The organism is Polyangiaceae bacterium (assembly GCA_020633235.1).
Taxonomy (GTDB): Bacteria; Myxococcota_A; Polyangia; order Polyangiales; family Polyangiaceae; genus JACKEA01.
Window position 1 is genome coordinate 447,447 of record JACKEA010000002.1, and the last position, 24,025, is coordinate 471,471.

At 70.0% G+C, this 24,025-nt stretch carries 20 protein-coding genes; 8 read left to right on the plus strand and 12 right to left on the minus strand.

Annotated features, from left to right (window positions below):
* Positions 1–22 precede the first annotated feature (22 nt).
* The gene (locus H6717_12580; GenBank protein MCB9577849.1) at positions 23–256 is read right to left on the minus strand and encodes a DUF4911 domain-containing protein; all 234 of its coding nucleotides are present in this window, start codon (positions 254–256) and stop codon (positions 23–25) included.
* Between the two features lie 35 nt (positions 257–291).
* Between H6717_12580 and H6717_12585 the strand changes: the two genes are divergently transcribed.
* Genes H6717_12585 through H6717_12600 form a run of 4 tightly spaced genes read left to right on the plus strand, consistent with a single transcriptional unit; the run spans position 292 to position 5,718 of the window.
* A complete protein-coding gene (locus H6717_12585) occupies positions 292–1,632 on the plus strand; it encodes a hypothetical protein (protein MCB9577850.1) in 1,341 nt (446 codons plus the stop codon).
* Positions 1,633–1,635: 3 nt separating this feature from the next.
* Positions 1,636–3,288, plus strand: a complete 1,653-nt coding sequence (locus tag H6717_12590; protein MCB9577851.1) for a HEAT repeat domain-containing protein — start codon at positions 1,636–1,638, stop codon at positions 3,286–3,288.
* Entirely contained in the window at positions 3,285–4,463 is a 1,179-nt protein-coding gene (locus H6717_12595; protein ID MCB9577852.1) for a hypothetical protein, read from the plus strand. Before H6717_12590 ends, H6717_12595 begins: the two co-directional genes overlap by 4 nt.
* A 49-nt stretch (positions 4,464–4,512) precedes the next feature.
* Positions 4,513–5,718: an aspartate kinase gene (locus H6717_12600; protein ID MCB9577853.1), complete on the plus strand. Its 1,206-nt coding sequence runs from the start codon at positions 4,513–4,515 to the stop codon at positions 5,716–5,718.
* A gap of 34 nt (positions 5,719–5,752) precedes the next feature.
* Here H6717_12600 and H6717_12605 read toward each other — a convergent pair whose 3' ends face one another.
* Positions 5,753–6,283, minus strand: a complete 531-nt coding sequence (locus H6717_12605) for a hypothetical protein (protein ID MCB9577854.1) — start codon at positions 6,281–6,283, stop codon at positions 5,753–5,755.
* Between the two features lie 108 nt (positions 6,284–6,391).
* Between H6717_12605 and H6717_12610 the strand changes: the two genes are divergently transcribed.
* Positions 6,392–7,081 carry a hypothetical protein gene (locus H6717_12610; protein MCB9577855.1) on the plus strand — a complete coding sequence of 230 codons (690 nt, stop codon included), beginning with the start codon at positions 6,392–6,394 and terminating at the stop codon, positions 7,079–7,081.
* 47 nt (positions 7,082–7,128) lie between these two features.
* Here H6717_12610 and H6717_12615 read toward each other — a convergent pair whose 3' ends face one another.
* From H6717_12615 to H6717_12630, 4 genes are all read right to left on the minus strand, one after another.
* Positions 7,129–9,330 (minus strand): tetratricopeptide repeat protein, encoded by a 2,202-nt coding sequence (locus H6717_12615; protein ID MCB9577856.1) that lies wholly within the window; start codon positions 9,328–9,330, stop codon positions 7,129–7,131.
* Positions 9,331–9,505: 175 nt separating this feature from the next.
* A complete protein-coding gene (locus tag H6717_12620) occupies positions 9,506–10,102 on the minus strand; it encodes an ABC transporter substrate-binding protein (GenBank protein ID MCB9577857.1) in 597 nt (198 codons plus the stop codon).
* Positions 10,103–10,274: 172 nt separating this feature from the next.
* Positions 10,275–11,606 (minus strand): two-component sensor histidine kinase, encoded by a 1,332-nt coding sequence (locus H6717_12625; GenBank protein ID MCB9577858.1) that lies wholly within the window; start codon positions 11,604–11,606, stop codon positions 10,275–10,277.
* Entirely contained in the window at positions 11,603–12,817 is a 1,215-nt protein-coding gene (locus H6717_12630) for a type II secretion system F family protein (protein ID MCB9577859.1), read from the minus strand. The genes H6717_12625 and H6717_12630 overlap by 4 nt, the downstream gene beginning before the upstream one ends.
* 92 nt (positions 12,818–12,909) lie before the next feature.
* Here H6717_12630 and H6717_12635 point away from each other — a divergent pair, with 92 nt between their 5' ends.
* From H6717_12635 to H6717_12645, 3 genes are all read left to right on the plus strand, one after another.
* Positions 12,910–14,016, plus strand: coding sequence for a beta-lactamase family protein (locus H6717_12635; protein ID MCB9577860.1), 1,107 nt, complete (start codon positions 12,910–12,912; stop codon positions 14,014–14,016).
* A gap of 123 nt (positions 14,017–14,139) precedes the next feature.
* Entirely contained in the window at positions 14,140–15,675 is a 1,536-nt protein-coding gene (locus H6717_12640; protein ID MCB9577861.1) for an FHA domain-containing protein, read from the plus strand.
* Between the two features lie 8 nt (positions 15,676–15,683).
* Positions 15,684–17,165 carry a hypothetical protein gene (locus H6717_12645; GenBank protein MCB9577862.1) on the plus strand — a complete coding sequence of 494 codons (1,482 nt, stop codon included), beginning with the start codon at positions 15,684–15,686 and terminating at the stop codon, positions 17,163–17,165.
* Between the two features lie 70 nt (positions 17,166–17,235).
* Here H6717_12645 and H6717_12650 read toward each other — a convergent pair whose 3' ends face one another.
* From H6717_12650 to H6717_12675, 6 genes are all read right to left on the minus strand, one after another.
* Entirely contained in the window at positions 17,236–18,531 is a 1,296-nt protein-coding gene (locus H6717_12650) for a hypothetical protein (GenBank protein MCB9577863.1), read from the minus strand.
* Complete coding sequence (locus H6717_12655) at positions 18,512–19,633, minus strand: SDR family oxidoreductase (GenBank protein ID MCB9577864.1); 1,122 nt, start codon at positions 19,631–19,633, stop codon at positions 18,512–18,514. Before H6717_12655 ends, H6717_12650 begins: the two co-directional genes overlap by 20 nt.
* A gap of 3 nt (positions 19,634–19,636) precedes the next feature.
* The gene (locus tag H6717_12660; GenBank protein MCB9577865.1) at positions 19,637–21,169 is read right to left on the minus strand and encodes a hypothetical protein; all 1,533 of its coding nucleotides are present in this window, start codon (positions 21,167–21,169) and stop codon (positions 19,637–19,639) included.
* Between the two features lie 90 nt (positions 21,170–21,259).
* Positions 21,260–23,068: a hypothetical protein gene (locus H6717_12665; GenBank protein ID MCB9577866.1), complete on the minus strand. Its 1,809-nt coding sequence runs from the start codon at positions 23,066–23,068 to the stop codon at positions 21,260–21,262.
* The gene (gene ssb / locus H6717_12670; protein ID MCB9577867.1) at positions 23,016–23,507 is read right to left on the minus strand and encodes a single-stranded DNA-binding protein; all 492 of its coding nucleotides are present in this window, start codon (positions 23,505–23,507) and stop codon (positions 23,016–23,018) included. The genes H6717_12665 and ssb overlap by 53 nt, the downstream gene beginning before the upstream one ends.
* Positions 23,508–23,658: 151 nt before the next feature.
* Positions 23,659–24,024, minus strand: a complete 366-nt coding sequence (locus H6717_12675; protein MCB9577868.1) for a MerR family transcriptional regulator — start codon at positions 24,022–24,024, stop codon at positions 23,659–23,661.
* Position 24,025: the final 1 nt, after the last annotated feature.

Below are 24,025 nucleotides of genomic sequence, written 5' to 3' on the forward strand. Positions count from 1 at the left end.
ACGAGACCCTGCAACGGTGTCGTCAATCCGAGACCACCATGGCGTCGAGCTCCCGCGCGAGATCGGCGAGCACTTCGTCGAGCTCTCGAGCTCGACTCTCGTGCGCGGCAATCACCAAATCGCCGCCGCGCTCCGCAAACAGGGCGCCGAGTCCCTCGCTCGCCTCGAACACGCCCTTGACGAACACGACGTCCCGCGGACGCACGCGCACACTGCGCGTTATCAAGTCGGAATCCAGCAGCGGAGCGACCGGCATGTTTGGCATGATATAGCGAGAGCGCGGACAAACCCATGCAACGACTGACGATTCCCCGTGATTCCGACCTGCCCGCCGATCTGCCTCCGCTGGATTTGGATGATGAGGCGGGTGGCGATGGTCCGGTCGGCGATGACATCGAAACTCTGATCGACATTGCTGACGACGCGAGCATCGACCTCGACGACGAAGAAGCCGCTGATTTGGACGTGGGCTTGGAGCTGGGCGAGCCGGAAGGCGAAGACAATGAGCCCGAAGGCGAGCTGGTGCTGGATATCGCCTCGCTGCTGAGCATCGACGAGGAGGAAACCCGCGACGACGACGATACCGCCGGGCCCGTCGGTTTCGATCCCTCCGCGGGACTGAGCGAGCCCGTCGACGACGCTTCCACGAGCGATGACGCTCTGGGGGTGGATGACGAAGAATCCCTGGTGTCCGACGAGCTTCCGGGCATGGACGCCGACGCCGAGGGTGACTTCGAAGAACCGAGCTGGGCAGAGCTCGACAGCGTGGGCGACGAAGAACCCCCTCCCCTGGCCGAAGTGACATGGGTCGCGCTTGACCTGGCGAAGCACGATGCCATCGCGATGGACGCGGCGGGCGGACGCGCCCTGCTCGCTTCCGACAGCGGCGTGCGTTGGGTGGACCGCGAGGGATCGCTGATCGGCGAGATCGCTCTGGACGAACACTGCGTGGACGTCGTCGCCGCCAACGATGCCGGCACCAGCGCGCTGGTCGCCACCGTGCGCGGCACGCTGCTGTTGGTGCGCTGCGACGGCGTCGAAACCGTCGAGTTCGCCGCACCGCGGGAACCTTCGCTGGCCGTAGTGGGGCGCGAGGGCGACACCTTGCTCGCGCTGATCGCGGGGCAGCTCCACGCAGGCGCTGGATCCACGCTCGCGACCACCACCGTGGAAGGCATCGCCCTCGCGCGCCACGCCCGCGTCGTGCTCTCGGAAGCTGGCGTGTGGCGCCATCGGTGGTGGCCGCTGTCGGCGGACGCCGCGCGCGTGGCCAAGGACCCGGAACCCAGCTTCGCGGCGCGCGGAGACGTGGTGGTGCTGGGCAGCCGCGAGCGCGGCGCGCTGGTGAGCCGCGATGGCGGCGCGAGCTTCGACAGCGTGCCGGGAACGGCAGGCACCGTCGCCGCGCTGGTCACCGAGGCCGCGGTGTTCTTGAGCGTCGCGAGCCCGCTGGATGGCTCCTGCCGCATCGTGCGGGTGGATCCCACGAGCCTGAGCGCGGAAACCGTGGCGGAGCTGGGACCGGACCCCGACGCGGAGGATGACGAGCCGGTCGCCCGCACCTTGGCCTGGGATGGGGATATCCTGTGGATCCACGGATGCCGCGGGCTCTTGGCCTTGGCACCGAGCTGACACTTGGAAGAACTGTATCGACGCGTGGAGTCCGGACTGCTCGCGGGGGATGCCCCCGACGCGGAGCTCTCCGACGTCGTCGACGATTTCCTCCTGCGCGTGGTTCGGGAGCTCGGGCCGCGGCTCGCGCGCGCCGCACCGGCGGTGCCCGTCGCGGCGTCGCAGTCGAGCCGCTCGATGGAAGCAGCCATCGTCGCGGCTCGCGTACGCCGACAAGCGCTGGCGGCCAGCAGTGACGTGAGCACGCTGTGGGCCACCGCTCGCGGCGGCACCTTGCTCGAACGCCGCGCCGCGCTTCAACGCCTCGCCGCGCTCGACTGCGACGACATCGACTTGGACTCCCTGGAGCTGGAAGCGGAGCTCGAGCGCGATCGCCAGCTCGCGGGTGCGCGCTCGGCAGGCCGTGAGACGCGCGCCGCAGAAGCCACCATCGAGCGCTTCGCCGTTGAAGCGATGCGCACGCTGGACGGCGTGCGCGGAGGTGATCCTTTCTTGGATCTCGATCCCCACGAGCGCGCGCGGCTGATGCTGCACCTGCGTGCCGCCCCTGACAGAGTGGTCGCCTTCGTCTGCGATCGCCTGCAGCAGTTGCTCGACGGGGGCAACACCATGGATGCGTGCGATCGCCTGGCGGCCCTGCGGCCCGCGGCGGATCGGCGCACCTTGCCGGTGCTCGCCGCGGCGCTGCTCGACGACCCGCGCAGCGAGGTGCGCGCCGAAGCGGCTCGCGCCGTCGCGCGCATCGACGATCGTCGCGTACCACTGTTGCTCTCGGCAGCGTCCGCCCGCGCTTCGGACGTGGGGGAGCGGCTGGCGCTGGCGGAGGCCCTCGGCATCTGGGGCGACATGCGCGGGAGCGACATCGTGCGAGAGTGCTTGGCGGATCCCCGGGAGGGCCTCCGGATCTTCGCCCTGGAGGCGTTGTACGACCCGAGCCTGGCGGAGCTGGCGATGGCTTCCGCGCGTTCGGAGAGCCCCGACGAACAGCGCGCAGCGTTGCGCGCCGTGGGGCGCGCCGGAGACGAGCGCGCGCTGCCTTGGCTCGACGAGTTGCTCGACTCGAAGGCCGTGGCTCGGGACGCGCGCGCCGCCCAGAGCGCCATCCTGGCGCGCATCGAGATGCGCGGCGAGGTTGCCGACGAGCTGGCGGAGCGGACCCGGCGCGCGGCCCCCAAGGTGACGGCGCTCACGCGGGAGCTCGGCGCTCCGCCCACCAAGCGTCATCGCTTCGCGGCCTGGCTCCTCATGCTGCGCGCGGTGCTCGCGCGTCTCGTGGGTCTGCGCGAGACCGCCAGCAGCCTGTGCGAGCGCGCGCTGGCGGCCGATCCCGGCTGGTACCGACCGGCGCTGTATCAAGGCCGGCTGTGGCTGTCGTCCGGCGACCGGAGCCGCGCCGTCGCGGCCTTTCGCCGCGCGCTCGGCATCGCTCCCGAGACGCTCGCGACAAACGCCGACGTGATGACCGCCATCACGACCACCTACTTGGCACGCACCGACGAGCTGTTGCGCGCCGAACGCGTGGAAGCGGCCCGCGCCTTGGTCGACGAGCTCATGTTCCTGGATCTCTCCAGCGTCCCGGCCCACGTGCGCCACGCCGCCCGTCGCCGTCGCCGTCGCATGGCGATCGCATCGCTGCCCGGGGAGAGCCAGTCGTGAGCGAGCCGCGCATTCGCAGCGTGAGCATCGAGCTGGAGTCGGATCACGGTGGCAGCACCGTGGTGGTGCGAAACCCCGACAGCCCGACTCAGCGCGTGTTCGTCGCGGGGCCTGCCACGGGCGCCGAGGTGAACGCCGCCCTCGCGCGCCTGGGCCTCGGCGCTCCGGCTTCGCTGCGGCCCGCGGCGCCCCTGGCCACCGCACCGCCCCCGAGCGTGCGCCTCAGCGCGACGCCGCCGCCGGTCAACGTGTCCACGCCGCCGCCGGAAGCCGTCGCCGGCCGCCTCGAGTCCCTCGCGGATCGCCTGCGCGCTCTGAACAGCGCGGTGCTGCGCGTCGGAAGTCTCACGCTCACGGAGAGCGTGGACGAAGCCATCGACGCCATAGCGGAGCTGGTCGTCGCGCAGGAGCTGTCCGCCGTCGCGCGGCTCCTCACGCGCCTCGACGTCGCCCTCGGCGACGAGCGCGCCGGCGACGAGACCGCGCTGCTGCTCGGCGCCATCGCCGAGGTCGTGGACGTGCTCGAGAGCGGAGAGCCGCCGGCCGTGTTCGCCGAGCTCGGCCAACGCGCGAGCGAGGATGTGCCCATCGGGGCCACGGAGCTCGTGGACGTGGGTCGGCACCGCGAGCGGATGCACTTCACGACCGAGACTCGGCTGCTCGTGGAGCTGGCGACGGGCATCCTGTATCGGGAGCACGGGCTACCGGCGCAGCTCTCCTACGGCCCGAGCGGTCGCAAGCTGATGGTCGACCTCGGCAGTCGCGAGGAGAGCGGCGCACCGGAGCGCCTGCGCATCTTCCAATACGAGTTCCGGCCCGCCGCCAGCGGCGAGGAGCTCGAGCGCGCCCTCGGCTTTGCCGAGAAATCCTTGGCGTTGCCGCGCGACATCCGCGAGCGCCCACTGCTCTTGGCCGCGCTGCCCCGGGCGGTGTTCCTGGCGCCCGCAACCATCACCGTGGGCAAGGGCGGCAGCATTACCCTGACTGACGAAGACGGCGAGAGCCTGTCCGTCGCCCGCGGCGCCCCTGGCGAGGCGTTGCTCGAGCTGCTTTCGGCGTCCGAGGAGCCCGCGGCCCTGAGCGGCGCCCTGGTGCTCGGCCCCGAGGGCATCGCCCTGAGTCCCTGGGCCGCCGTGCTTCGCGATCCATGCCGGGTAGCGCAGCTGTCACTGTGACGACCGCCGTCTCTTGGCCCAGCCAAGACGACCGTGGTACGCGCCGAGCATGTCCGTCGTCGTCCAGAAATACGGCGGGTCTTCCGTCGCCGACATCGACAAGCTCCGCGCCGTAGCCGATCAGGTCGTCCGTGCGAAGGAGCACGGCAACGACGTCGTCGTGGTGGTCAGTGCCATGGGCAAGACCACCGACAACCTCCTGTCCCTGGCCCAGAAGGCCGCGGACGGGGCCGCCGAGCCGCCCAAGCGCGAGCTCGACATGCTCGTGAGCACCGGGGAGCGCGTCAGCATGGCGCTGCTCTCCATCGCCATTCAGGCGCGGGGCCACGACGCCGTGAGCTTCACGGGCTCACAGTCCGGCATCATCACCAACGATCGCCACTTCGACGCGCGCATCATCGAAGTGCGACCGCATCGCATCGAGGACGAGCTCGCCCGCGGGCGCATCGTGATCGTCGCCGGCTATCAGGGCATGAGCTACAAGCGCGAGATCACCACGCTGGGGCGCGGCGGCTCCGACACCACCGCGGTGGCCTTGGCCGCAGCCCTCGGTGCCGAGCGCTGCGAGATCTACAGTGACGTGGACGGCGTCTACAGCGCCGACCCGCGCATCGTCCCCGACGCCGTGCACCTGCCGACGCTGGACTACGAGACCATGCAGGAGATGGCCGAGAGCGGCGCCAAGGTGCTGAACGCCCAGGCCGTGGAGTGGGCCCGCAAGAACCGCGTCGCCATCCTCGCCCGCCGCACCGGAGACGTGCTGCGCGAGAGCCCGCCGCGGGAGACCATCGTCAGCACGGATGGCGGCGCCCGCCAGCTGTCGGTGGTGGTGCAACGCGCCACCGCGCTCTTGTCCGCCTCCGGCAACGCGGCAGGCAGGCTCTTCACCGCGCTCGCTCGCGCCGCCGTGCCCCTCGGGGACCTCAGCGCCGCGAGCGACGGCATCGTGGCCTGGGCGCCGCTCACCAACGTGCCGAACTTCGGCGAGGCAGAGCGCATCCTCGAGAGCGCGGAGATCCCCGGGCTCGTCGTCGAGCACGGCTTCGGCCTGCTGAGCCTGGTGGGCGTTGAGATCGCCGCGCGCCCCGAGCTCCTGGGCAAGGCCCTCGGCCTCCTCGCCGAAGCGCCGCGCGCCTGCTTCGTGCATCCCCTGCGCCTCAGCGTGGCGCTGCCCGTCGACCAGCTGGAAGACGCGGCCAAGAGCTGGCACTCCGCGTTCGTGGGCTCCGCCGAAGGCACGCTGCTGTCCGCTTGATTTTTTTTGGCGCGGCGCGAACCCTCGCGCCGCGTCACTCCACCCGCGGCAGGTGCACGCAAATGTCCACGCGCCCGGCGCGCGGGCGCGTCCGTCCCTTGTGCTTCGCGTGATGCGTCACGTGCGCTTCGAGCGGCGCATCGAACTCTCTGACGTGCCAAGCGAAGAAGCAGGGCGGCTCTTGTCCGCAGTCGCAGACCTCCGAAGGTGCACCGAGCGCAGCCGTGAGCTCGTCACGGCTCATGTCGACGTGCAAGCCCCGAGGCAGAGCTCCCGCGAAGGCGTGGTAACGCTCGATGCCCTCTTGGAAGAACTGCGCTTCGACGAGCGTGCCGCTCTTGACCGCGTAGCTGCCGACAGGACCGCCCTTGCCCCAACCCACCCAGAACAGCAGCCGCACGCCAATGCGTCGCAAGTCCGCGCTGGCGAAGCCACTCCCCGCCGCGAAGCTCGGCAGCTTGCCGCGGTGTCCGCGGACGAACGCTCCCACCCGCCGGTCTCCCCCGTGCAACCCCAGCAGCGTGCGGACCGTCGCGTAGATGTCGTCGTCGGACCGAGCGCTCATGGCGTCAGCCGATCAAACCACGGCTCGAAGAGCCCATGGGACTGATTTCTTCGATCGACACCGGGCGTCAGCCGGGGCGGCCCGCGCTGTAGTACGCTCGCAAACGTGATGACGAAGATGCGGTGCGCGGCATTCCTGGGCCTCGGGCTGGCGATCGCGGCGTGCAGCTCCGGCTCCGGCGGTGGACCCGCGAACGGCAACGACGGCGGCGGCGCCGCCAGCGGTGGCAGCTCCGGAGCCGGCGGCGGGGGCGGAGCCGCGGGCGCGGGGGCGGGCGCGGGCGCGGGCGCCGCGGGCGGGACGGCGGGAGCTTCGGGCGCCCCCAGCTGCCAGGAGCTCGCGGCGTGTGCGAAGAGCTTTCCGGACTACGTCAGCTCCGAGAGCGCCGCCGCGCTGAACCTCTCCGGTCCGCTGGACGTACCGTGCAGCTTCATCGATCCTTCGTTTCCGGATCAGCCCGGGACCTGCGCCGACGGCTACGGCTGCGGCCCGACGACGGCGTGCTGCAACCTGCTCTCCGCGGCCGAGCAACCCGCATGTCTCACCCAGTACGCTCAAGGAGACGACGCAAGCTGCGGAAGCACCCTGGGCGCCCTGCACGCCCAGAACATCTGCGTCGGTGGTTGGGACCAGGACTGGTGCGGCAAGCTCTCTGCGTGCTGCCCGACGCTTCCGGATCCCCCGAATGACCCCAACTCTCCCGCGCTGCACTGCACGCAGACGACTTCCGCCGCGGATCCCCATGCGTGCCTGACCGTCCTGCTCGGTGAGCTGATGGCAGGCTTCTGCAACGGCTGAGCTCTCCGTTCCAAGCCAAGAGCCTCGAGACCGCCGCGGCTCGCTGGTCAGCTCGAGCGTTCGAGCTCGGCTTGGTACAGGCTTGCTTCGTCGAGGCGCCCGCTGTCGCGGGCGCGCTCGACGAGGCGTGCGAGCGTCTCCCGCACTCGCGGGCGGAGCCGCTCGCGCTCGGCGTCCGTGGCGTCCTCGATGCGCGCGCTCAAGACGGCGTGGGCCTCTTCCACCCGGGACAGCGACAGCAACGTGTCGGCGAGCTCGACGGCGAGCTCGAGATTGTCGGGATCCGCACGGAGCGCCGCGGAGAGGCGTTCGGCGCGCTCGTCCGTGTCTTCGGCTTCGGGCGGCGTGGTGTCGTGCGTCGCGTTCGACTCCGGTTCCGGTTCCCGCTCGCGCCGAGCTCTGAGAGCGAGGGCCGCCGCGACCTCGCGATAAGCCGCCGCGACGTGGGCGTCGCGCGGGGCGATGCGGAGCGCCACCGCCAGGTGGCGCTCCGCCGCGACCCAGTCGCGCACCACCTCGCGCTCGAAGCGCGCGGCTTCGCCGAGCCAGGTGACGGACGCCTCGGGCGGCGCGTCGGCGAGCTCGATCACGTCCCGGAGCCGCGCGTAGCCGAGGCTCGCCCCGGCGAGATCGCCGATGGCCGCGCGCCACGTCGCCTCCAGGTAGCGCGCTTCCACCACGCGCGCGGACGACGCCGGCACCTGCCGCACCCGCGCGACCGCTCCCGGCAGGTCGCCGAGATCCCGCGCCATCAAGCGCGCCATGTCGATCAATGCGTCGGCGTCGGCGCGGCCGCTCTCCTCGCTGAGCGTCACCGCGCGCGAGAGCAGCGCGAAGGCGCGCTCGCTCTTGCCCACTTCCATCAGTGCCCGCGCCAGGCCCGCCGTCGCGGCGGCGTCATCCGGCGCGTAGCGCAGCGCGCGTTCGTACACGCGGCCCGCGTCGCGCACGAAGCCGCGATCGGCGAGCGCCCGCGCCGCGCGCAGGCACACGTCGTGGCGCTCCCGCGCGCTGAGCGCTGCGGCTTCCAGATGCTCGGCGTCCGCCAAGGCTGCGTCCACGTCGCCGAGCCCCAGGCGCTCGGAAAACCGGGCCCAGCGCACCGCGAAGAGCCCGGGCGCTCGGGCCACCGCTTCGTCGAGGGCCGCGCGCCGCTCCCGCGCCCCCGGCGACAGCTCCGAGAGTCTCAAGTGGCCCAGGGCGGCCAGCGGCGCGTACACCTCGCCGTTCAGGGAATGCCGCATCGCTTCGGCGGCGGCATCGAGCTCCCCCGTGCGCGCCAAGAGCTCCGCCGCGAAAGCACCGGCTTCGGTCACCGCCACCGTCTCGTGCAGCATGCCCAGCGCCGCTTCCGCGCGGTCGCCGTGAGCAGCGTCGATCTCCGCGACCAGCTTGACCAGCTCCGGGTGGCGCGGCGCCGAGGACAGCGCCGCGACGTACGCCCGGCGCGCGCCCTCCACATCTCCGGCGGCGAGGGCGTCGTCGGCCTCGCGGCAGAGGTCCGCGAGGGAAAGAGCGCGCGCGCTCACTTCGCCGAGCTCGGCCGGCAGAAAGGTGGAGTCGAGCTCCACCGCGACGCGATCTCCCGTGACCACCATGCTGCCGAAACGCACGCGCTCCGCCGCCGGCACGCGCGTACCGATCGCGGGTAGCACCACGCGACCGATGCGGGCGCCAACCCGTGGCAGCGAGAGCACGCGCCCGCTGCGCTGAAAGATGTTGCCGAGCACGGTGTCCGCCGCGCGCAGCGCGTAGCCGAGGGCCGGCCCATCGAGCCCCACGCCGCGGGCGCGTCCGACGACGAAGCGCGCGCTGCCGAGCATCGGCGCCCAGGTCAGCTCGAAGCACAGCGCGGAGCGTTCCGACGCGATGCCGATGGCGATGCCGTCCGGCGCACCCCAAGCGCGGGGCGGCGACGACAGCGGCCCGAGCACGTCCCCCACTCGTGAGTGCAGCCAGCGTCCGAGGCGATCCAAGCTCAGCTCCACGCGCACGTGCTCCAGATCGCCGCGGCGGTGACGAAAGCTCGGAACTCCGCCGGCGAGATCCAACGGGAACTTGAGCCCTGGCAGGGTGAAGGACAGCTGAGCCACCACGAGCGGGCCGATCTCCACCGGCTCGTACAGCTCCATGCCCAACGCTCCGCGCGCGACCGTGAGCCGGAGCGGCACCCGGTCGTCCACCGGGTCGACCGGCGGGGGCGACAACCCCACCAGAGGCGGGGCCGGGGACGAGTGGGGCGGCGTCACCGAGGGATCGTATCAGCCGCCCGGCCCGGCCGGTAATTCGCGACGAACCAGGCTGACGCAGTGCGACATTTCCGGTTCCGCGCTGCCCCGACATCCAGCGCCAAAGGCCCGAACGCGTCTCGGGCGGCCTCCGGCATCTGTGCCGAAGTCCGCCCGAGCACCCCCGCGGCAAGGCTCACACGTCTTCTTTGGCGGCCTTCTTCTTCATGCGGCTGAGCAGCTCGTCGAAGCCCTTCTTCTTGATCACGCGGTTGAACTGGCTCTTGTAGTTCCGCGTCAGGCTCGAGCCCTCGGTCACGATGTCGAACACGCGCCACTTGCCCTTCACCTTGTGCACCACGTAGTCGATGCTCACGGGCTCTTCGCGCTTGTTGTTCTTGCTCTTGGCCACGGTGCGGACCAGCTTGCCCGCCTTGGCGTCGGAAGCGCCCTTGTAGCTGACGTCGTAGTCGAGGGTCTTCTTCAGGTTCTTGCGATAGGCGTTGCGCACCAGGCGCTTGAGGACGTCACGGAAGTCCTTCTTCTGCTCGTCCTTGAGCCCGTCCCAGTGCTTGCCGAGGGACTCCTTCGCGAGAGTGTCGTAGTCGAGCATCTCGTCGAAGGCGGCATCCACCTTGGCGTCTGCGGACTTGCCCTTCTTGAGCAGGTCGGTGAGCTTCGCTTGCTGATCCTTCACGAAGCCTTCCGGTGTCGGCTCCGCCGCGGCGACGCGAGGCAGGGCGAAGACGAAGGCGAAAGCAGCCAGCAGGGACAGGACGAAACGGCGATTCATGGGTTTCCTCAATGTTGGGACTCAGTCCGTTGTACGCAACTCGGGTGCCAATCCTTCAATGCCGGGGGCGTACTCGGCGTTAAATCCACGAAAACGAAGGAAATTGGTAGCCCTCGGCTTCCCGTCCCACGGGCCGGAAGGGGCGTCGGGGGTGACTCCTGTGGCAGGGGCGTCACGCACCAGCGTTCACGGCCAGCCGACCGAGGTGGACGCGGAAGCGTGCGCCCCGGCCGTGCTCGCTCTCGACCTCCACCACGAAGCCATGATCGTCGGCGATGCGCTTGACCACCGCCAGCCCCACGCCGGTACCGTGGGAGCGGGTGGTGAAGAACGCGTCGAACAGGCGTTCCCGCGCGTCCGCGTCGATGCCGATACCCTGGTCCGCGACCTCGAGCACGACATCGTCGTCCACGAGAGAGATCGAGACGTCGACGTCATCCCCCGCGCTCGATGCCTGCACGGCGTTGCGGACCAGGTTCCACACCAGCTGACGCAGCTGGGCGGCGTCCGCCAGCACCGGCGCGTGCTCGACGCCGGAGTAGCTCACCTGCACGTCGGACACGGCGCGGCCCGACTTCGCCGCCAGCTCGACCACGTCGCGCACCACCGCCGCGGCGTCCACTTGGGTGAGGCTCGGCACGCGCGGCCGGGACAGATCCATCATGTCCGTCACCAGATCGTTCAAGCGCGCGGCCTCCCGTTGCACGATCTCGCACAGCTGGCGATCTTCGTCGTTGAGCGCGGGGCTGTCGCGCAGCAGCTGGATGGAGCCCGCGATGGAGCCCAAGGGGTTTCGGATCTCGTGGGCGAGCCCCGCGGCCAGCCGTCCGAGGGCCGCCATGCGCTCAGCCTGCTCCGCACGCTCTTCCGCCTGAGCCAGCTGACCCCCCGTCAGCCGCAAGCGCTCGGCGAGGTAGCCCGCGAGCAGCGTGACCACCACCAGCATCAGCAGGTTGACGGCGATGTAATAGGAAAGCTCGCTGGAGGAGATCTGATACAGCGCCCGCGGCTGATCCGGTGGCGGCGCCAGCCAGCCTTGGCGCAGCGCCAAGATCAAACCGCCGAACGCCCCGGCCCCAGCCGCGCCCGCGATGCCCGCGCCGCGGAGCCCCGTGTACACCGCGCCGACCAGACAGCTGAGTCCATAGAACGACGTCGCTCCGCTGGAAGCGCCGCCGGACAGGTACACCACCACCGTCCAGGTGAGCTGGTCGAACACCAGCTGCGCGTCCGCCAAGAGCTCGATGTGCTTGCCCGAGCGCAGCACCGCCGCGTAGCCGCCGGTCAGCGCGAAGGACACCGCCAGCGTCACCAGCGCCATGCGTACGGTGAAGGAGTCGATCGAGAACCCGTTGCGCAGGAACAGGAAGCCGATCAGCGCCAGCGCCGCCGTCAGGAACGCCAGCCGGGCACCCGTGATCCAGGCCAGGCGCCGCGGCAGCGGCGCGCCAGCGAGGGAGTCCGGAATTCCGAGTCGTACCGCCACGGGGGCGATCCTCGTCAGTCGGCCTTGATGTTGCCTGCCAGGGAGAAGATGGGCAGGTACATCGCCACCAGCACCACGCCCACCATGCCGCCCACGCCCACCATCAAGATGGGCTCCAGGGCGCTGGTGAGGGCCGCCACCGCGATGTCCGTTTCTTCTTCGTAGAAGTCGGCGATCTTGCTCAGCATCTGATCCAGCGCGCCGGTCTGCTCGCCGACCGCGATCATCTGCACCACCATGTCGGGGAAGACGTTGGCCTCCATCAGCGGCTCGGCCATGTTGCGGCCTTCACTGATGCGCTGACGCACGTGCAGGATGCCGCTCTCGATCACGACGTTGCCGCTGGTGCGAGCGCAGATGTCGAGGGCGTCCAAGATCGGAACACCGGACTGGAGCAGCGTGCCCAGCGTGCGCGTGAAGCGAGCCACGGCGATCTTCCGGAGCACCGGACCGAGCAGCGGCAAGCGCAGGATGGTCTGGTGGAAGAAGCGTTTTCCGCCGGGTGTGCGGTAGGTGTAGACGACGGCGATGGTGGCGATGATCACCGCCACCGCGATGAACGGCAGGTAGGAGACGAAGCCGTGGGAGAGCGCCACGATGATCTGGGTCAGCTTGGGCAGCGCGTCCTTGCCACCGCCGAAGTCCTTGAACATGCGCTCGAAGGCGGGGATGACGAAGGTGAGCAGCACGGTCATGACGCCGGCAGCGATCACGATCACGATGCTGGGATAGACCAGCGCGCCGCGGACCTGGCGCACCAACTTCTGGCGCTTCTCCAGGTAGATCGACAGGCGGCTCATGATGGTGTCCAAGATGCCGCCCACCTCGCCGGCGTGGACCAGGTTGACGAACAGCTCGTCGAACACCTTGGGGTGCCGCCGGAGGGCGTCGGAGAAGCTCGCGCCCTGCTCCACGGAGTTCTTCACGTCCTTCAGCACGCCCGCGAACACCTTGTTGGACTGCTGGCCCGCCAAGATGTCGAGGCACTGCACCAAGGGCAGACCCGCGTCGATCATGGTGGCGAACAGGCGGGTGAAGGTGACCAGGTCCTTGACGCCCACGCCGCTGCCGAGCTGGAACGAGAGCGCAGCGACCTTTTTCTTCACCTTTACCGGCGAAAGTTGCTGCTGGCGCAGGCGCGCGTTGACGGTGGCCTCGTCCTCGGCCTCCATCGTGCCCTTGCGCAGCTCGCCGGTGCGGGCGCGTGCTTCCCAAACGAATTCAGCCATGAAGCTCTCGGTCTAGTGCCGCGTCGCACAGCATAACGCGGGTCTTTCGCCAGAACCAAAGCTCGTGCACTTTCCGACCCCGGAGACGTGTTTTGACCCCTGATCGACGAAGCGAGCTCGATGCCCTGTGCCGCCGCGAGGTGGTGGAGGCGGGTGTGGCGCCCGCCGCGGTGGTTGCGGTGGCGGCCGGCCCTCGGCTGGCGGTGGGCGCCGGCGGCCAGCGGCGGCGAGGGCCTTCCGAGCCGGCGGCGCCCGAAATGCCCTTCGATCTCGCCTCCGTCAGCAAGCCCGTGTTCGCCGCTACGGCGGTCCGGCGGGCCCGGAGGGGGGAGCTCGACCTGGACGCGCCCCTCGGCCGCTGGCTGCCGGAAGCCTGCGACACCCCCAGCGCCGACGTGCCGCTCGCGCTGCTGCTCTCCCACCGTGCGGGGTTGGTCGCCCACCAGACGCTGTTCGCGCCCCTTGTCGCCCAGCGGGGCCTGCAGCGAAGCGATCTGCTGCGCCAAGCCGCCGCGGGCCGGCGCGCCGAGTGCAGCGGACCTCCGCCACCGGCGGGTTTCGCGCCACTGTACAGCGACCTCGGCTATCTGCTGGCCGGCGAAGCCGTGGCGCGAGCGGCGGCGCTCTCCCTCGACGAGCTGATCGCCCGGGAAGTGACGGAACCCCTGGGCCTGGAGATGGGCTCCGCGCGCCAGTGGCTCGCGCGCGACGCGCAGCGTTTTTTCCGCGCCGCACCAACAGAAATCGTCCCTTGGCGGGGAGGAGAGCTGTGTGGTGTGGTGCACGACGAGAACGCTTGGGCGCTGGCAGGGCACGGCGCCGCAGGGCACGCGGGATTGTTCGGCACCGCGGAAGCCGTGTGCCGTTTCGGCGTGGCGTTGCTCGACGCCCTCGCCGGTCGAGACGACGCTTGGCTCCGGCGCGAGGACGTGGAGTGGATGGTGAAGCCGCGACCGGGCGGCGATCTGCGCGCCGGGTTCGACGGCAAGAGCGCGACGGGCTCGAGCGCGGGGGACCGTGCCAGCGCCCAGGCCTTCGGCCACCTGGGCTTCACGGGCACCAGTCTGTGGTGCGATCCCGCGACGGAGCGCGCGATGGTGGTGCTCACCAACCGCGTCCACCCGAGCCGGGAGCACATCGCCATCCGCAGCGCCCGGCCGAAGCTCCACGATGCGCTGGCCGCGGTGCCGCTGGATTGATCCGAAAAAAGCCCGGGGCTCGGCGCAAATCGCTGGAAACCCTCGAAAAGACGTGCGAAATTTCAGAAACCCGGGCCGACGTTGGCCCGGGCGGAGTTTCGCGGCAGGATCAGGCAAGCGGCGATGTGGAAACTCTCCATCGAGGACGACCAGGGCAACAAGACGGTCGTCAATCTCGTTCGCGACGAGTACTCCCTCGGACGAGCGGAGGACAACACCGTCCGGCTGACGGAACGCAACATCTCGCGCCACCACGCCTACCTCCAGCGCAACGGATCCGGTTGGCTGATCGAGGACAAGCAGAGCTACAACGGCTGCTTCGTCAACGGCGTGCGCGTCAGTGATCCCCAACGCCTGGAGCACGGGGACCTGGTTCAGGTCGGCGACTATCGCCTCGAGATCACCGACGACGCGGTAGCGGGCGCCGGTCCCGCCCGCGCGGCGACGGTGCCCGCGGTGCCCAAGAGCCAGATGCTCCTGGGGCAACCGGACCGCCTGGTGATGTTGGTGGGCCCCACGCCCGGCGCGGAGTTCGCGCTGGCGGGGGAGCGCGTCGTGATCGGTCGCGGCGAAGAGTGCGACGTCGCCATCAACCACAGCTCCGTCAGCCGCGTACACGCGGAGGTGCATGCCGTCGGGGACGGTCGCTACGAGCTCGTGGATCGCGAAAGCGCGAACGGCATTCGGCTCAATGGCGTAGAGCTGCAGCGCGGCCTGATCGACGCCCGAGACACCATCGAGCTCGGCGACGTAGTGCTGAAGTTCATCCCCGCGGGCCAGATCTACCGCCCCGGCGCCGACGAGAGCCAGCAGATCAACGCCGTGAGCCGCGCGGCCTTCGAGCGCATGACCCCCACGCCGGGGGTGGAGCGGGGGCCGAGCAGCCAGGGTCTGCCGGCCGGCGTGAAGGCGGTCGCCGCGGTGTTCGGACTGGGCCTCCTGGTGGTGCTGGGCATCGTCGCCTTCCGCGGTGGCGGCGCGCCCGAAGGCGGCAAGGAAGTCGCCGCCGCCACCGATGGCGCCAGCAAGGTGCTCGCGGACGCACAAGAGCTGGTGAAGCAAGGCAACCTGGAAGCCGCCCACCTCAAGATCACTCAGGAGATCCCCGAGGACAGCAACGCGCGCCAGAGCCAGGAGTTCCGCGACATCGAGGCGCGTTGGGCCGACGCGCTCTTCGAGCAAGCGGCAAACGAGAGTGACCCCGCCCAGAAGCGAGCGATCCTCGAGCGCATCGCCAAGAGCACCAGCGTGGACTCGGTCCGCCGCAAGCGTGCCTCCACGGAGGTGGAGAAGCTGGAGGCGGGCGGCGTCGCCGTGACGGACCTGCCCAGCGCGCCAGAGCCCACGGTGAAACCAGATGCGGCCACCGCCAAGACGGCGAGCCCGCTCAAGGGCGGCATCGTGCGCAAGGATCCTTTTGCCACCGGCGGCACCAGCACCGCCAAACCGCCGGCCACCGCTTCCTACCCAAAGCCGCAACCCACGACCACGGCCAAGGCGGGCGGCAACGGGGACGTGACCAGCGGCGATCGCAGCAAGCTCACCGCAGCGAAGAACGGCCTCAAGGCCAAGGTCGCCAGTGGCAAGGCCAGCGACAAGGAAGCCGCCATGCTGCGCGCCCTGTGCCGGCAGCTGGGCGACATGTCCTGCGCCAACTGAGTCGTGACATGAATCGGCAGAGCGACGCGGTCGCCGTGCGCGGTCCGGTCCTAGAGCGAGCGCGGGGCGCGCTCTTGTCCCGTCCCGTATTGGCCGTGCTCACCCTCGGCGTGCTGGCCGCGGCCGCGGAGAAGGTACCGGCGCTGCGCTTGTTCGGCGCGCCGCCCGAAACCAGCGCCGAGAGCGTGGTGGGCGCCATTCCGCCGCCGGTGATGACCGCGGGCGAAGCGAAGCTCGAGCTCGAGACCAAGGAGCGCCCGGAGCTGGCGCAACCCGAGGAGATCACGCTGCCGAAGAGCGCCCGCGGGCCCATCGCGCAGCAGTCCAGCGGCAAGGAGCTGCCGCCCATCGACACCAAGGAGCCGCCGGTCCCCATCGAGGACGCCTCCGGCAAGGCGCTCGCAGGCTTCTACGCGGCGCTCGCGAAGACGGCAGCCAAAGAACCCGGCGCCATCACCCGTGTGATCCACTTCGGCGACTCCATCGTGACCAGCGACTACGTGTCCGGCACCTTGCGCCGCAAGCTCCAAGCACAGTTCGGCGACGCGGGCCACGGCTACATGCTGATGGCCAACGCCTGGCCCGCGTACTTCCACAACGACGTGTCCCGCTTCGCGTCGAGCGGCTGGATGGTGAGCCGCATCGTCGGTCCCCTCACCCCCGACGGCCTGTACGGCCTCGGCGGCGTGACCTTCCGCGCGCCGCCCGGCAGCCGCGCGCGCTTCGGCACCGCCAAGAGCGGGCACTTCGGCCGCTCCGTGTCCCGCTACGAGGTCAGCTATCTGGCGCAGCCCGGCGGCGGCACCATGAAGCTGAACCTCGACGGCAAGGAGCACTCCGTCATCGACACCCAGGCGGACGAAGTGCACGTGGCCACCGTCACCGTGAACGTGCCCGACGGCCCCCACGAGCTCGAGGTGGTGACCACCAAGGGCACGGTGCGCGCCTTCGGGGTAGTGATGGAGCGCGACGTTCCCGGCGTAGTGCTGGATGCCATCGGCGTGCAGGGCGCGCGCATTCGCTTCTTGGACAAGCAGGACGACGCCCACTGGGCCCAGCAGCTCAGGTGGCGGAAGCCCAACCTGCTCATCTACGAGTTCGGCGCCAACGAGAGCGGCGATGGCTTCGCCTACTCCATGGCGGACTATCACCGCACCATGGTGGCGGTGCTGGAGCAGGGGAAGAAGGCCGTCCCCGACGCCGGCTGCCTGGTGGTCGGCGCCATGGATCGCGCCGAAAAGAAGGGCGCCTCGCTCTCCACCATGCCGGTGATCCCCGCCATCGTGAAAGAGCAGAAGAAAGCCTCCGCGGAGGTGGGCTGCGCCTTCTTCAACACCTTCGAAGCCATGGGCGGCTCGGGCTCGATGGCCGCCTGGGTAGGCCGCGGTCTGGGTCAGGCCGATCTCACGCATCCCACCGGCAGCGGTTCGGAAGTGCTCGCCAGCTGGATCTACCGCGCCTTGATGAAGGGCTACAACCAGGGCCGCTGATGATGTTGGTCCGGCGCGATACCCGTCGCGCCGCGACGGGCATCGCGCCGGACCAACAGAAGAAGACGGATCAATCCTTCGGGAGCAGACGCTCGACGGTCTTTTCGGCGAGGGCTTCGTAGCCTTTGGGCGTGAGGTGGATGCGATCCGGCGAGCCCAGGGGCGGCGACTCCTTGGCCCACTTGGCGAAGCCACCCTCGCCCCCCATCGCGCGGTAGGCGCTCATGAAGGCGCAGCCCGACTCCCGCGCGGTGGACTCCAGAGCGGCGTCGAGCTCGGCCACCCGCGGCCGCGAGCCCCCTTCCGGCGTGGCCATGTCCGTCGGCCCGATCATCAGGCAGTCCGCATTTGGAGCGGCTTTCTTCACCCGCTCGAGGAGCGCCTTCTCGTGCGCCTGGTAGCGCGCGGCGGTGAGCGTGCTGGCGGCCTCGTTGGTGCCATAGGCGAGGACCACCAGCGCGGGCGCACGAGCGCGGAGCTCCGCTTCCCAGGCTCGCTCCTCCCACGCCAACACCGTGGACGCGCGCGCACCATTGATGCCGAGGTTGTCGAGCACGAGGCCGGGCTTTTCGCTCTCGAGGATCACGCCGAACAGCTCCGGCGCGCCGCTCTTGGCGCGCACCTGGAACGGCTCCTTGGCTTTGCCCTTCAGGGTGAGGCGTCGAATGGGCGAGCCCGGCAGGGCGCTGCCGGTGGCGGGCCCCACGGTCTTCCACTCGCCGGAGCCCACGCGTGCTTCGAAGCGATCCTGACCCTTCTCGCGGAACAGGAGCGTCCAGCGGGCGCCGCCCTCCACGGCCGTGGAGTACGGCTCGATGGTGCAGCGCGCGTCGGCGGACACCGGCACCGCGCGCATGCCGAGCAAGCCGAAGGTGCCGTCGAGCTGGTGCGCTCCGGAGGACGGCGAGGACGGCTCGTGGCGCCACTTGCCGTCCACCGTGATCTTGGCGCGTCCGCTGCGATACGGATGAATGCCGACGAGCAGATAGCCGGGTCCGCCGTTGCCGTAGCGTTCTTGCAGCGCGCTCCGGACCGCGTGGGTCCAGAAGTCCGCGTAGGTGTGGGAGTCCCCGAGCCAGGCGATGCGAACCGGCTTGGCGGACGTGAGCCGTGCGTGGAAGTGCGCGAGGAGATCCTCCGGCGCCTTCGGGGCTTCGGCGTCCAGCACCGGGGCCGGCTCCGACGACGCGACGGGGGGCGGCTCCACCGGCGTGGGCGCCGGGGCGGGCGAGGTCGCCACCGGGGGCGGCGGCGCCGGCATCGGGGTCAGCGGCTTCGTCGACGCGCAGGTGATGGCCACCAGGGCCGACAGCGCCGCGAGCCCGAGCCCCGCGGCGCGCTCGCTGTCAAAGGAGTGCGTCCTCAATCTCCGTCTCTTCTCCGAGCTGGCGTCGCTCCTGGAGGCGACGCTTCACGTAGGCCACGAGCGCGTCCACGTAGTCCTCGAAGGGGGGACACACGATGTCGCTACCGGCGAGGAGCTCGTCGGTGTTGCGCGTGTCGTAGCGCACCGGTGTGGTGAGTAGATCCACGAAGGCGCGCGGACTCTTCGAGAGCAGGTTCACCCCCGGCGCGCTCAAAAGCGCCTTGGTCACGCGCGACGGTATGAAGCCCCCCGGCAAACGCTTGCCGCCGCTGTTGGCGACCAGCTCGAACACGCGCCGCACCGTGAGCGGCCGCACGTCGGCGATGTGGAAGGTGCGGCCACGGGCCTCGGGGTGACAGGCAATGCGATGAGCGACCTGCACCACGTAGTCGATGGGCACCAGGTTCATCGGCGCGTCCCCACGGGTGGGCAGCGGCACCGGCAGCTCTTGAGGCGAGCTCACGATCAACAAGATCAAGAGGTAGGGCCCATCGAAGCGATCCACCTCCCCGCTGCTGGAGTCCCCCACGATCTGCGTGGGCCGAAACACCACGATGGGCAGATCGTCCATGTGCATGCGCGCCAGCCGCTCGGCCCGCGCCAACGTCTCCTCCACCGGGGTGCGGAAGGTCTGCCCCGCGTTGAGCTCGCTCTCGAGGACGAGCCCGGTGCGGTTGCCGCTCACCGAAGCGCTGGAGTGCACGGCCACGCAGCTCAGGTTCTTGGCCATGCGTCCGATTTCCACGATCTCACGCATGGCGCCGATGTTCACGTGCTCCGCCATGTCCGCGGGAGCGCCGGGGTAGGTCACCTGCGCCATGTGGTGGATGCGATCGATGGCCTGGGCGATCTCGCGGTACTCCTTGCCGCTCAGCCCGAGGTCCATCGCCGCGGCGTCTCCGGAGATGAACACCACGCGCTCTCGTTGGTCCTTGGGCAGCGCCGCGAGCGCGGCCTTCGCCACGCTCTCGAATTTGCTCTGCACCACCGCGTACACCAGCGTCTTCGGCTCGCTCAGCACCAGGTGCTCGAGCATTCGCTTGGCCCGGAAGTTCGGGAAGCCCGTGAGCAGGACGACGTTGTCGTAGCCTTTTTTTGCCATGGCTCAGAGTGCCGCGCAGTAGTGGCTGCCCACCGACAAGAGCCAGGGACCGAGGGCGTCGTTCCACTTGCAGAAGGCGCCGGGCCCGGCGAGGGCCGCCTGGTTGCAGTAGTAGCCGTTGATCCACTCGCCGCAGCTGCCGCCCTTGCCGAATACGTACTTGGAGCAGCCGTCCGCCTCCGCATCGGAGCACTCGCCACAGGTCTCGTTGCCGCACTCCACCGCGCAGGTCACCTGGTGGTTGCAGTCCGGTGTCAGGAACGGAGCCAAGCAGCGTGCGTAGGCGTCGTCCGCAGCGAACTGCAGCATGCAGTCGTAGCAGGGCGGGTTCGACGTCAGCAGCTTCTCGAACTGCTTGGAGCAGGCGTCACTGGTGCCGGCACAGGCGTTGGCCAACGTGGACAGATCCGCCCCACTACAAGAGGTGCTGGCCACCGGCGGCGCCGTGAGCTTGGGCGGCAAGCAGCCGCCGTAAGGAGCCGGGCAGTTGCCGCCGGTGGTGCACGCCTGTCCGATGCAGGTGTTGCCGCTGGCGGCGCAGTTCTGACACAGCTTGCCGAACTGGCCGCAGGCGGTGCTGCCGGCGCCGGCGACGCACACGCCGGTGGCCGTGCAGCAGCCGGCGCAGTTGTCCTGACCGCAGTGCGTGCCCTGGTAACAGAAGCCCTGAGGCGCACAGCTCAGACCGAACTGGGTGCAGTCGGAACACTTGGCGCCGTCGTTGCCGCACTGTTGGTTGGCCTGCCCGTTGCGGCATACGCCGCTGTCGTCACAACAGCCCGAAGCGCAGGTGAACGGGCCGCAGGTGGGCAGGAACGCGCAATAGCTCCCCGGCTGATTGCACTTCTTGCCCATCGGCAGGCAATTCTCGCAGGCCGCGCCGGTGGCGCCGCAGGAAGTGTCCACGTTGCCGGGCAGGCAGTTGTCGGTGGCATCGCAGCAGCCGCCGCAGTTCTGCGCCGAGCACTTCGGCGGGGGGCCTTCGCACACCCCCGCATTGCAGCCGAGCCCGAGCGCCGTGCAATCGCTGCAGGCGCCGCCCTTTTCACCACAGGCGTCCGTCTCGTTGCCGAAGTGACATTGCCCCGCGGCGTCGCAACAGCCGTCGCAGGTGCCCGGACCGCACGGCGGCGCCGTGCCTTCGCAGGTGCCGTCGACGCAGCCGAAGCCGATCGAGCCGCAGTCGAAGCACACCGTGCCGCCCTTGCCGCAGGCGTTGCTGTCCTTGCCCGGACGGCAGATCCCCGCCGCGTCGCAGCAGCCGTCACAGGGGCCACAGTTCGGCCCTCCGCCAAAGCCGCCGATGCCGCCGACACCGCCGCTGCCGCCGGTCGCGCCCCCGACGCCTCCCGTCCCGCCGCTGGCGCCCGTGCCCGCTCCGCCGCTGGCGCCCGTGCCCGCGCTACCGCCTACGCCGCCCGCTGCCGCGCCGCCGTCGGGACCAGCGTCGATGGCATCGACGTCGTCCACGACGGAGCGTCCACACCCCAGCGCCAAGAGCGCGAGGACCAGCGCGAGAGCCGGATGGCGAGGCATGCCCACGGACTTTAGTGCTGCCGCTGACGCGTCGCAAACGCCGCCATTTCCATGGGGATGTTGCTGCGGCGCGAACCCCGTCGCGGTGCGCTAGCGCATGAGGGCGGTGCGGATCAGCCCGCGCAGGGCGCCTTGATCCGCTTCCAGGTGCAGCGCGGGACGCTCGCCGTCTCGACCGACGGTGAGCAACAAGGGCGCGTCGTCCCCGGCCAGCACTCCTGCTCCGCCGAGCTTCAGCGGTTGCACCAACACGGCGAAGGAAACGCTGGAGCCCGCCGCGGTCACGATCTGCTTGATGGCCGCGCTGCTCGCCAACGTGGTCTCCGGCTTGGCCGTCACCTGCTGCACCAGCACCGGCACGGCGTCGGGCGCCAGCGCGGCGATGGCCTTGTCGTCGCTCACGGTCCAGAGCAGCTCCACCGGCTTCGGCGCGGCGTCCACATTGCCGTTGGGATCGTTCGCCGTGCGCATGGTGCTCGGCTTCACGGTGAACAGTGCGCGCTCGGCACCCGAATCGAGGCCCGTGATCTTCGCGTGCTCGGTCTTGAGCGTGTAGTCGCCCACGAAGCGCCCGAGCGGCTCCTTGAACGCCGGCAGCGACAGCAACTTGAGCGCGGACTTCACGCCGCCATCGAGCTTTTTCTTGTCGCTGACTGCGCTCTGCACCACCACGGCGCCGGGAACCATGGAGAGCCCATAGGCGGTCCAGTCCCCGCGGCCCTCGGCGAGCTCCGCCAGGGCCGACTTCACCCGATCGCTGTCGCGCTTCTCGAGCCGGTCGCCGAACAGCTGGGTGAGCCCTTCGGACGTCGACTTGGCGGATTCCTCGCGGGATTTCGCGCTGGAGCGGGAGAGCACGGCGACCGCTACGCCGGCGGGCAGCGCGAGCAGCGGCTCCGCGCTTCCGACCGTGAGGGACTCACCGAGCTCTTTGGCAGCGCCCGTGGCCTCGGGGTCGGCGATCAGCCGCACCGCCAGCCGGTCCTTCTCTGGCCGTACCGTCAGGTGTGCTTGTTTGGTGCTGCCGAGCACTGCCAGGAAACTTTCCACCGCGGCGCTCATGCCCGTGAGTGCCACGGCCGGATCCCCGAAGTCGGGGGCACGCCCACCGTGCTTCTGCCGATTTTGCTGATCGGCCAGGCGCAGACCGGCGGACATGGCCTTCCAGCGGTCTCGAAGCGCGCTGGTGATGGGACCCGCCAGTGCCTTCTTGTCCGCGGTGGCGACGATGGCCTCCTTGGGCATGGCGCGGGTCGGCAACGTGCGCGCCGCAAACGGCGCGTAGCGCAGCAGGTCCTCTTCTTCTCGGGAAGCGACGAGGTAGTTGCCGACGACGCCGAGCACCAGCTCCGTCGACGCCTTCCCGGGCTTGGCCTCGAGCACCGTCACGCCGCTCTTCTCGTCCTTGCGCTCGACGTACCCGGCCTTGGCGCCGGTGGTGAGCCGCGCGATCAGCTCTCGACCGCTGGTGACGTGCACCGCGAGCACGACACCGAGGTTCTGCTTGGCCGAGGTCCCGACGACACCCGTCAGCGGGGTGTCGGCGTCGATCACGTCCGCGGTATCCGGCGGAACGCCCAGAAACGTAGCGGCGAGCATGGGAAAGGTGCTGGGCAACAGGGCCACCCCGGCGCCGCCCAGGGCGCGCAGCGCGGTCCAGGTGGCGCCCGGGTTCGGCACCAATATCTCCACCGCCAGCCCATCGGGAACCGGGACGGGGGCCAGCGCGGCGGCGGCCGAAGCACTGCCCGCGGGCCCCTTCTTGGACTCGTCCTCGCACCCGGAGCAGGCGCCCAAGCCGAGCCCGAGAGCGATGAGCGTGGCCTGCGCCGTGCGGCGCAGCCACTCAGAACGGGATGTCGTCGTCACCGCCACCGCCGCCGTAGTCCGCGTCGTCATAGCCACCGTCGTCCGGAGGTCCGCTGTCGCGGCCGCCCCCGCCACCGCCACCGCCGCCGTAGCCCCCACCACCACCGCCGCCACCACCGCCGCCGCCGCCGCGACTGCCGCCGCCGGCCAGGATGATTTCGGTCGCGACGATTTCCGTGCGGTAGCGTTTGTTGCCGTCCCGGTCGTCGTAGCTGCTGGTCCGCAGGCCGCCCTCCACGAACAGGCGGGTGCCCTTGCTCAAGAACTTTCCGAGAGCCTCGGCGCGCTTCCCCCACACCACGACGTTGTGCCACTCCGTACGCTCTTGGCGCACGCGATTGCGGTCGACGTAGGACTCGGTGGTGGCGAGCCGCATCTTGAGCACGGCCGTTCCCGAGTTGGTCATGCGCAGCTCGGGATCGGCACCGAGGTTGCCAAGCAAGAAGACGCGGTTCAGACCTTCAGCCATGGGGGCGTTCCTCCGGGGTTCTCATGCTGCCCCGGTGTGGACGACCAGCACCGCGGAGTCAAGCGCTGCTCGGAAGTTCTCTGTCCGTCTGGAACCAACCGCGGGACGACGCGGCGGCTTTCATCTCCAGGGAAAAACGCGCCAGACCGGCTCAGCGCTCGAGCTCGCCGAGCATGGCCACGACGTCCTTGCGCAGGTCCAGCAGGGCACGCCGCATCTTCTCGGCTTCTTGGCGGCGCGCCTCTCCCTCGGCCACGGGTTCCGCGCCCCCTTCCCGGAGCCGCTTGCGGGCGCCAGCGATGGTGAAGCCGTGGTTGTAGAGCAGGTCCTTGACCCGCATCAGCTTCTCCACGTCACGGCGGGAGTAGATGCGTTGCCCCTTGCGCGACTTCTGGGGACGGATGGTGCGGAATTCCGTCTCCCAATAGCGCAGCACGTGGGGCTCGACGCCCACGATCTCTGCGACCTCGCCGATGCGATAGTAGAGCTTGACCGGCAGCTTGGATGCGTCGCTCACC

What these genes read in the sequence shown, in the direction of transcription:
- H6717_12640 (MCB9577861.1), top strand. Translation starts at nt 14,140, where the DNA reads ATGTGGAAACTCTCCATCGAGGACGACCAGGGCAACAAGACGGTCGTC.
- H6717_12580 (MCB9577849.1), bottom strand. Translation starts at nt 256, where the DNA reads ATGCCGGTCGCTCCGCTGCTGGATTCCGACTTGATAACGCGCAGTGTG.
- H6717_12610 (MCB9577855.1), top strand. Translation starts at nt 6,392, where the DNA reads ATGACGAAGATGCGGTGCGCGGCATTCCTGGGCCTCGGGCTGGCGATC.
- H6717_12660 (MCB9577865.1), bottom strand. Translation starts at nt 21,169, where the DNA reads ATGCCTCGCCATCCGGCTCTCGCGCTGGTCCTCGCGCTCTTGGCGCTG.
- H6717_12665 (MCB9577866.1), bottom strand. Translation starts at nt 23,068, where the DNA reads ATGACGACGCGGACTACGGCGGCGGTGGCGGTGACGACGACATCCCGT.
- H6717_12600 (MCB9577853.1), top strand. Translation starts at nt 4,513, where the DNA reads ATGTCCGTCGTCGTCCAGAAATACGGCGGGTCTTCCGTCGCCGACATC.
- H6717_12605 (MCB9577854.1), bottom strand. Translation starts at nt 6,283, where the DNA reads ATGAGCGCTCGGTCCGACGACGACATCTACGCGACGGTCCGCACGCTG.
- H6717_12645 (MCB9577862.1), top strand. Translation starts at nt 15,684, where the DNA reads ATGAATCGGCAGAGCGACGCGGTCGCCGTGCGCGGTCCGGTCCTAGAG.
- H6717_12655 (MCB9577864.1), bottom strand. Translation starts at nt 19,633, where the DNA reads ATGGCAAAAAAAGGCTACGACAACGTCGTCCTGCTCACGGGCTTCCCG.
- ssb (MCB9577867.1), bottom strand. Translation starts at nt 23,507, where the DNA reads ATGGCTGAAGGTCTGAACCGCGTCTTCTTGCTTGGCAACCTCGGTGCC.
- H6717_12585 (MCB9577850.1), top strand. Translation starts at nt 292, where the DNA reads ATGCAACGACTGACGATTCCCCGTGATTCCGACCTGCCCGCCGATCTG.
- H6717_12630 (MCB9577859.1), bottom strand. Translation starts at nt 12,817, where the DNA reads ATGGCTGAATTCGTTTGGGAAGCACGCGCCCGCACCGGCGAGCTGCGC.
- H6717_12620 (MCB9577857.1), bottom strand. Translation starts at nt 10,102, where the DNA reads ATGAATCGCCGTTTCGTCCTGTCCCTGCTGGCTGCTTTCGCCTTCGTC.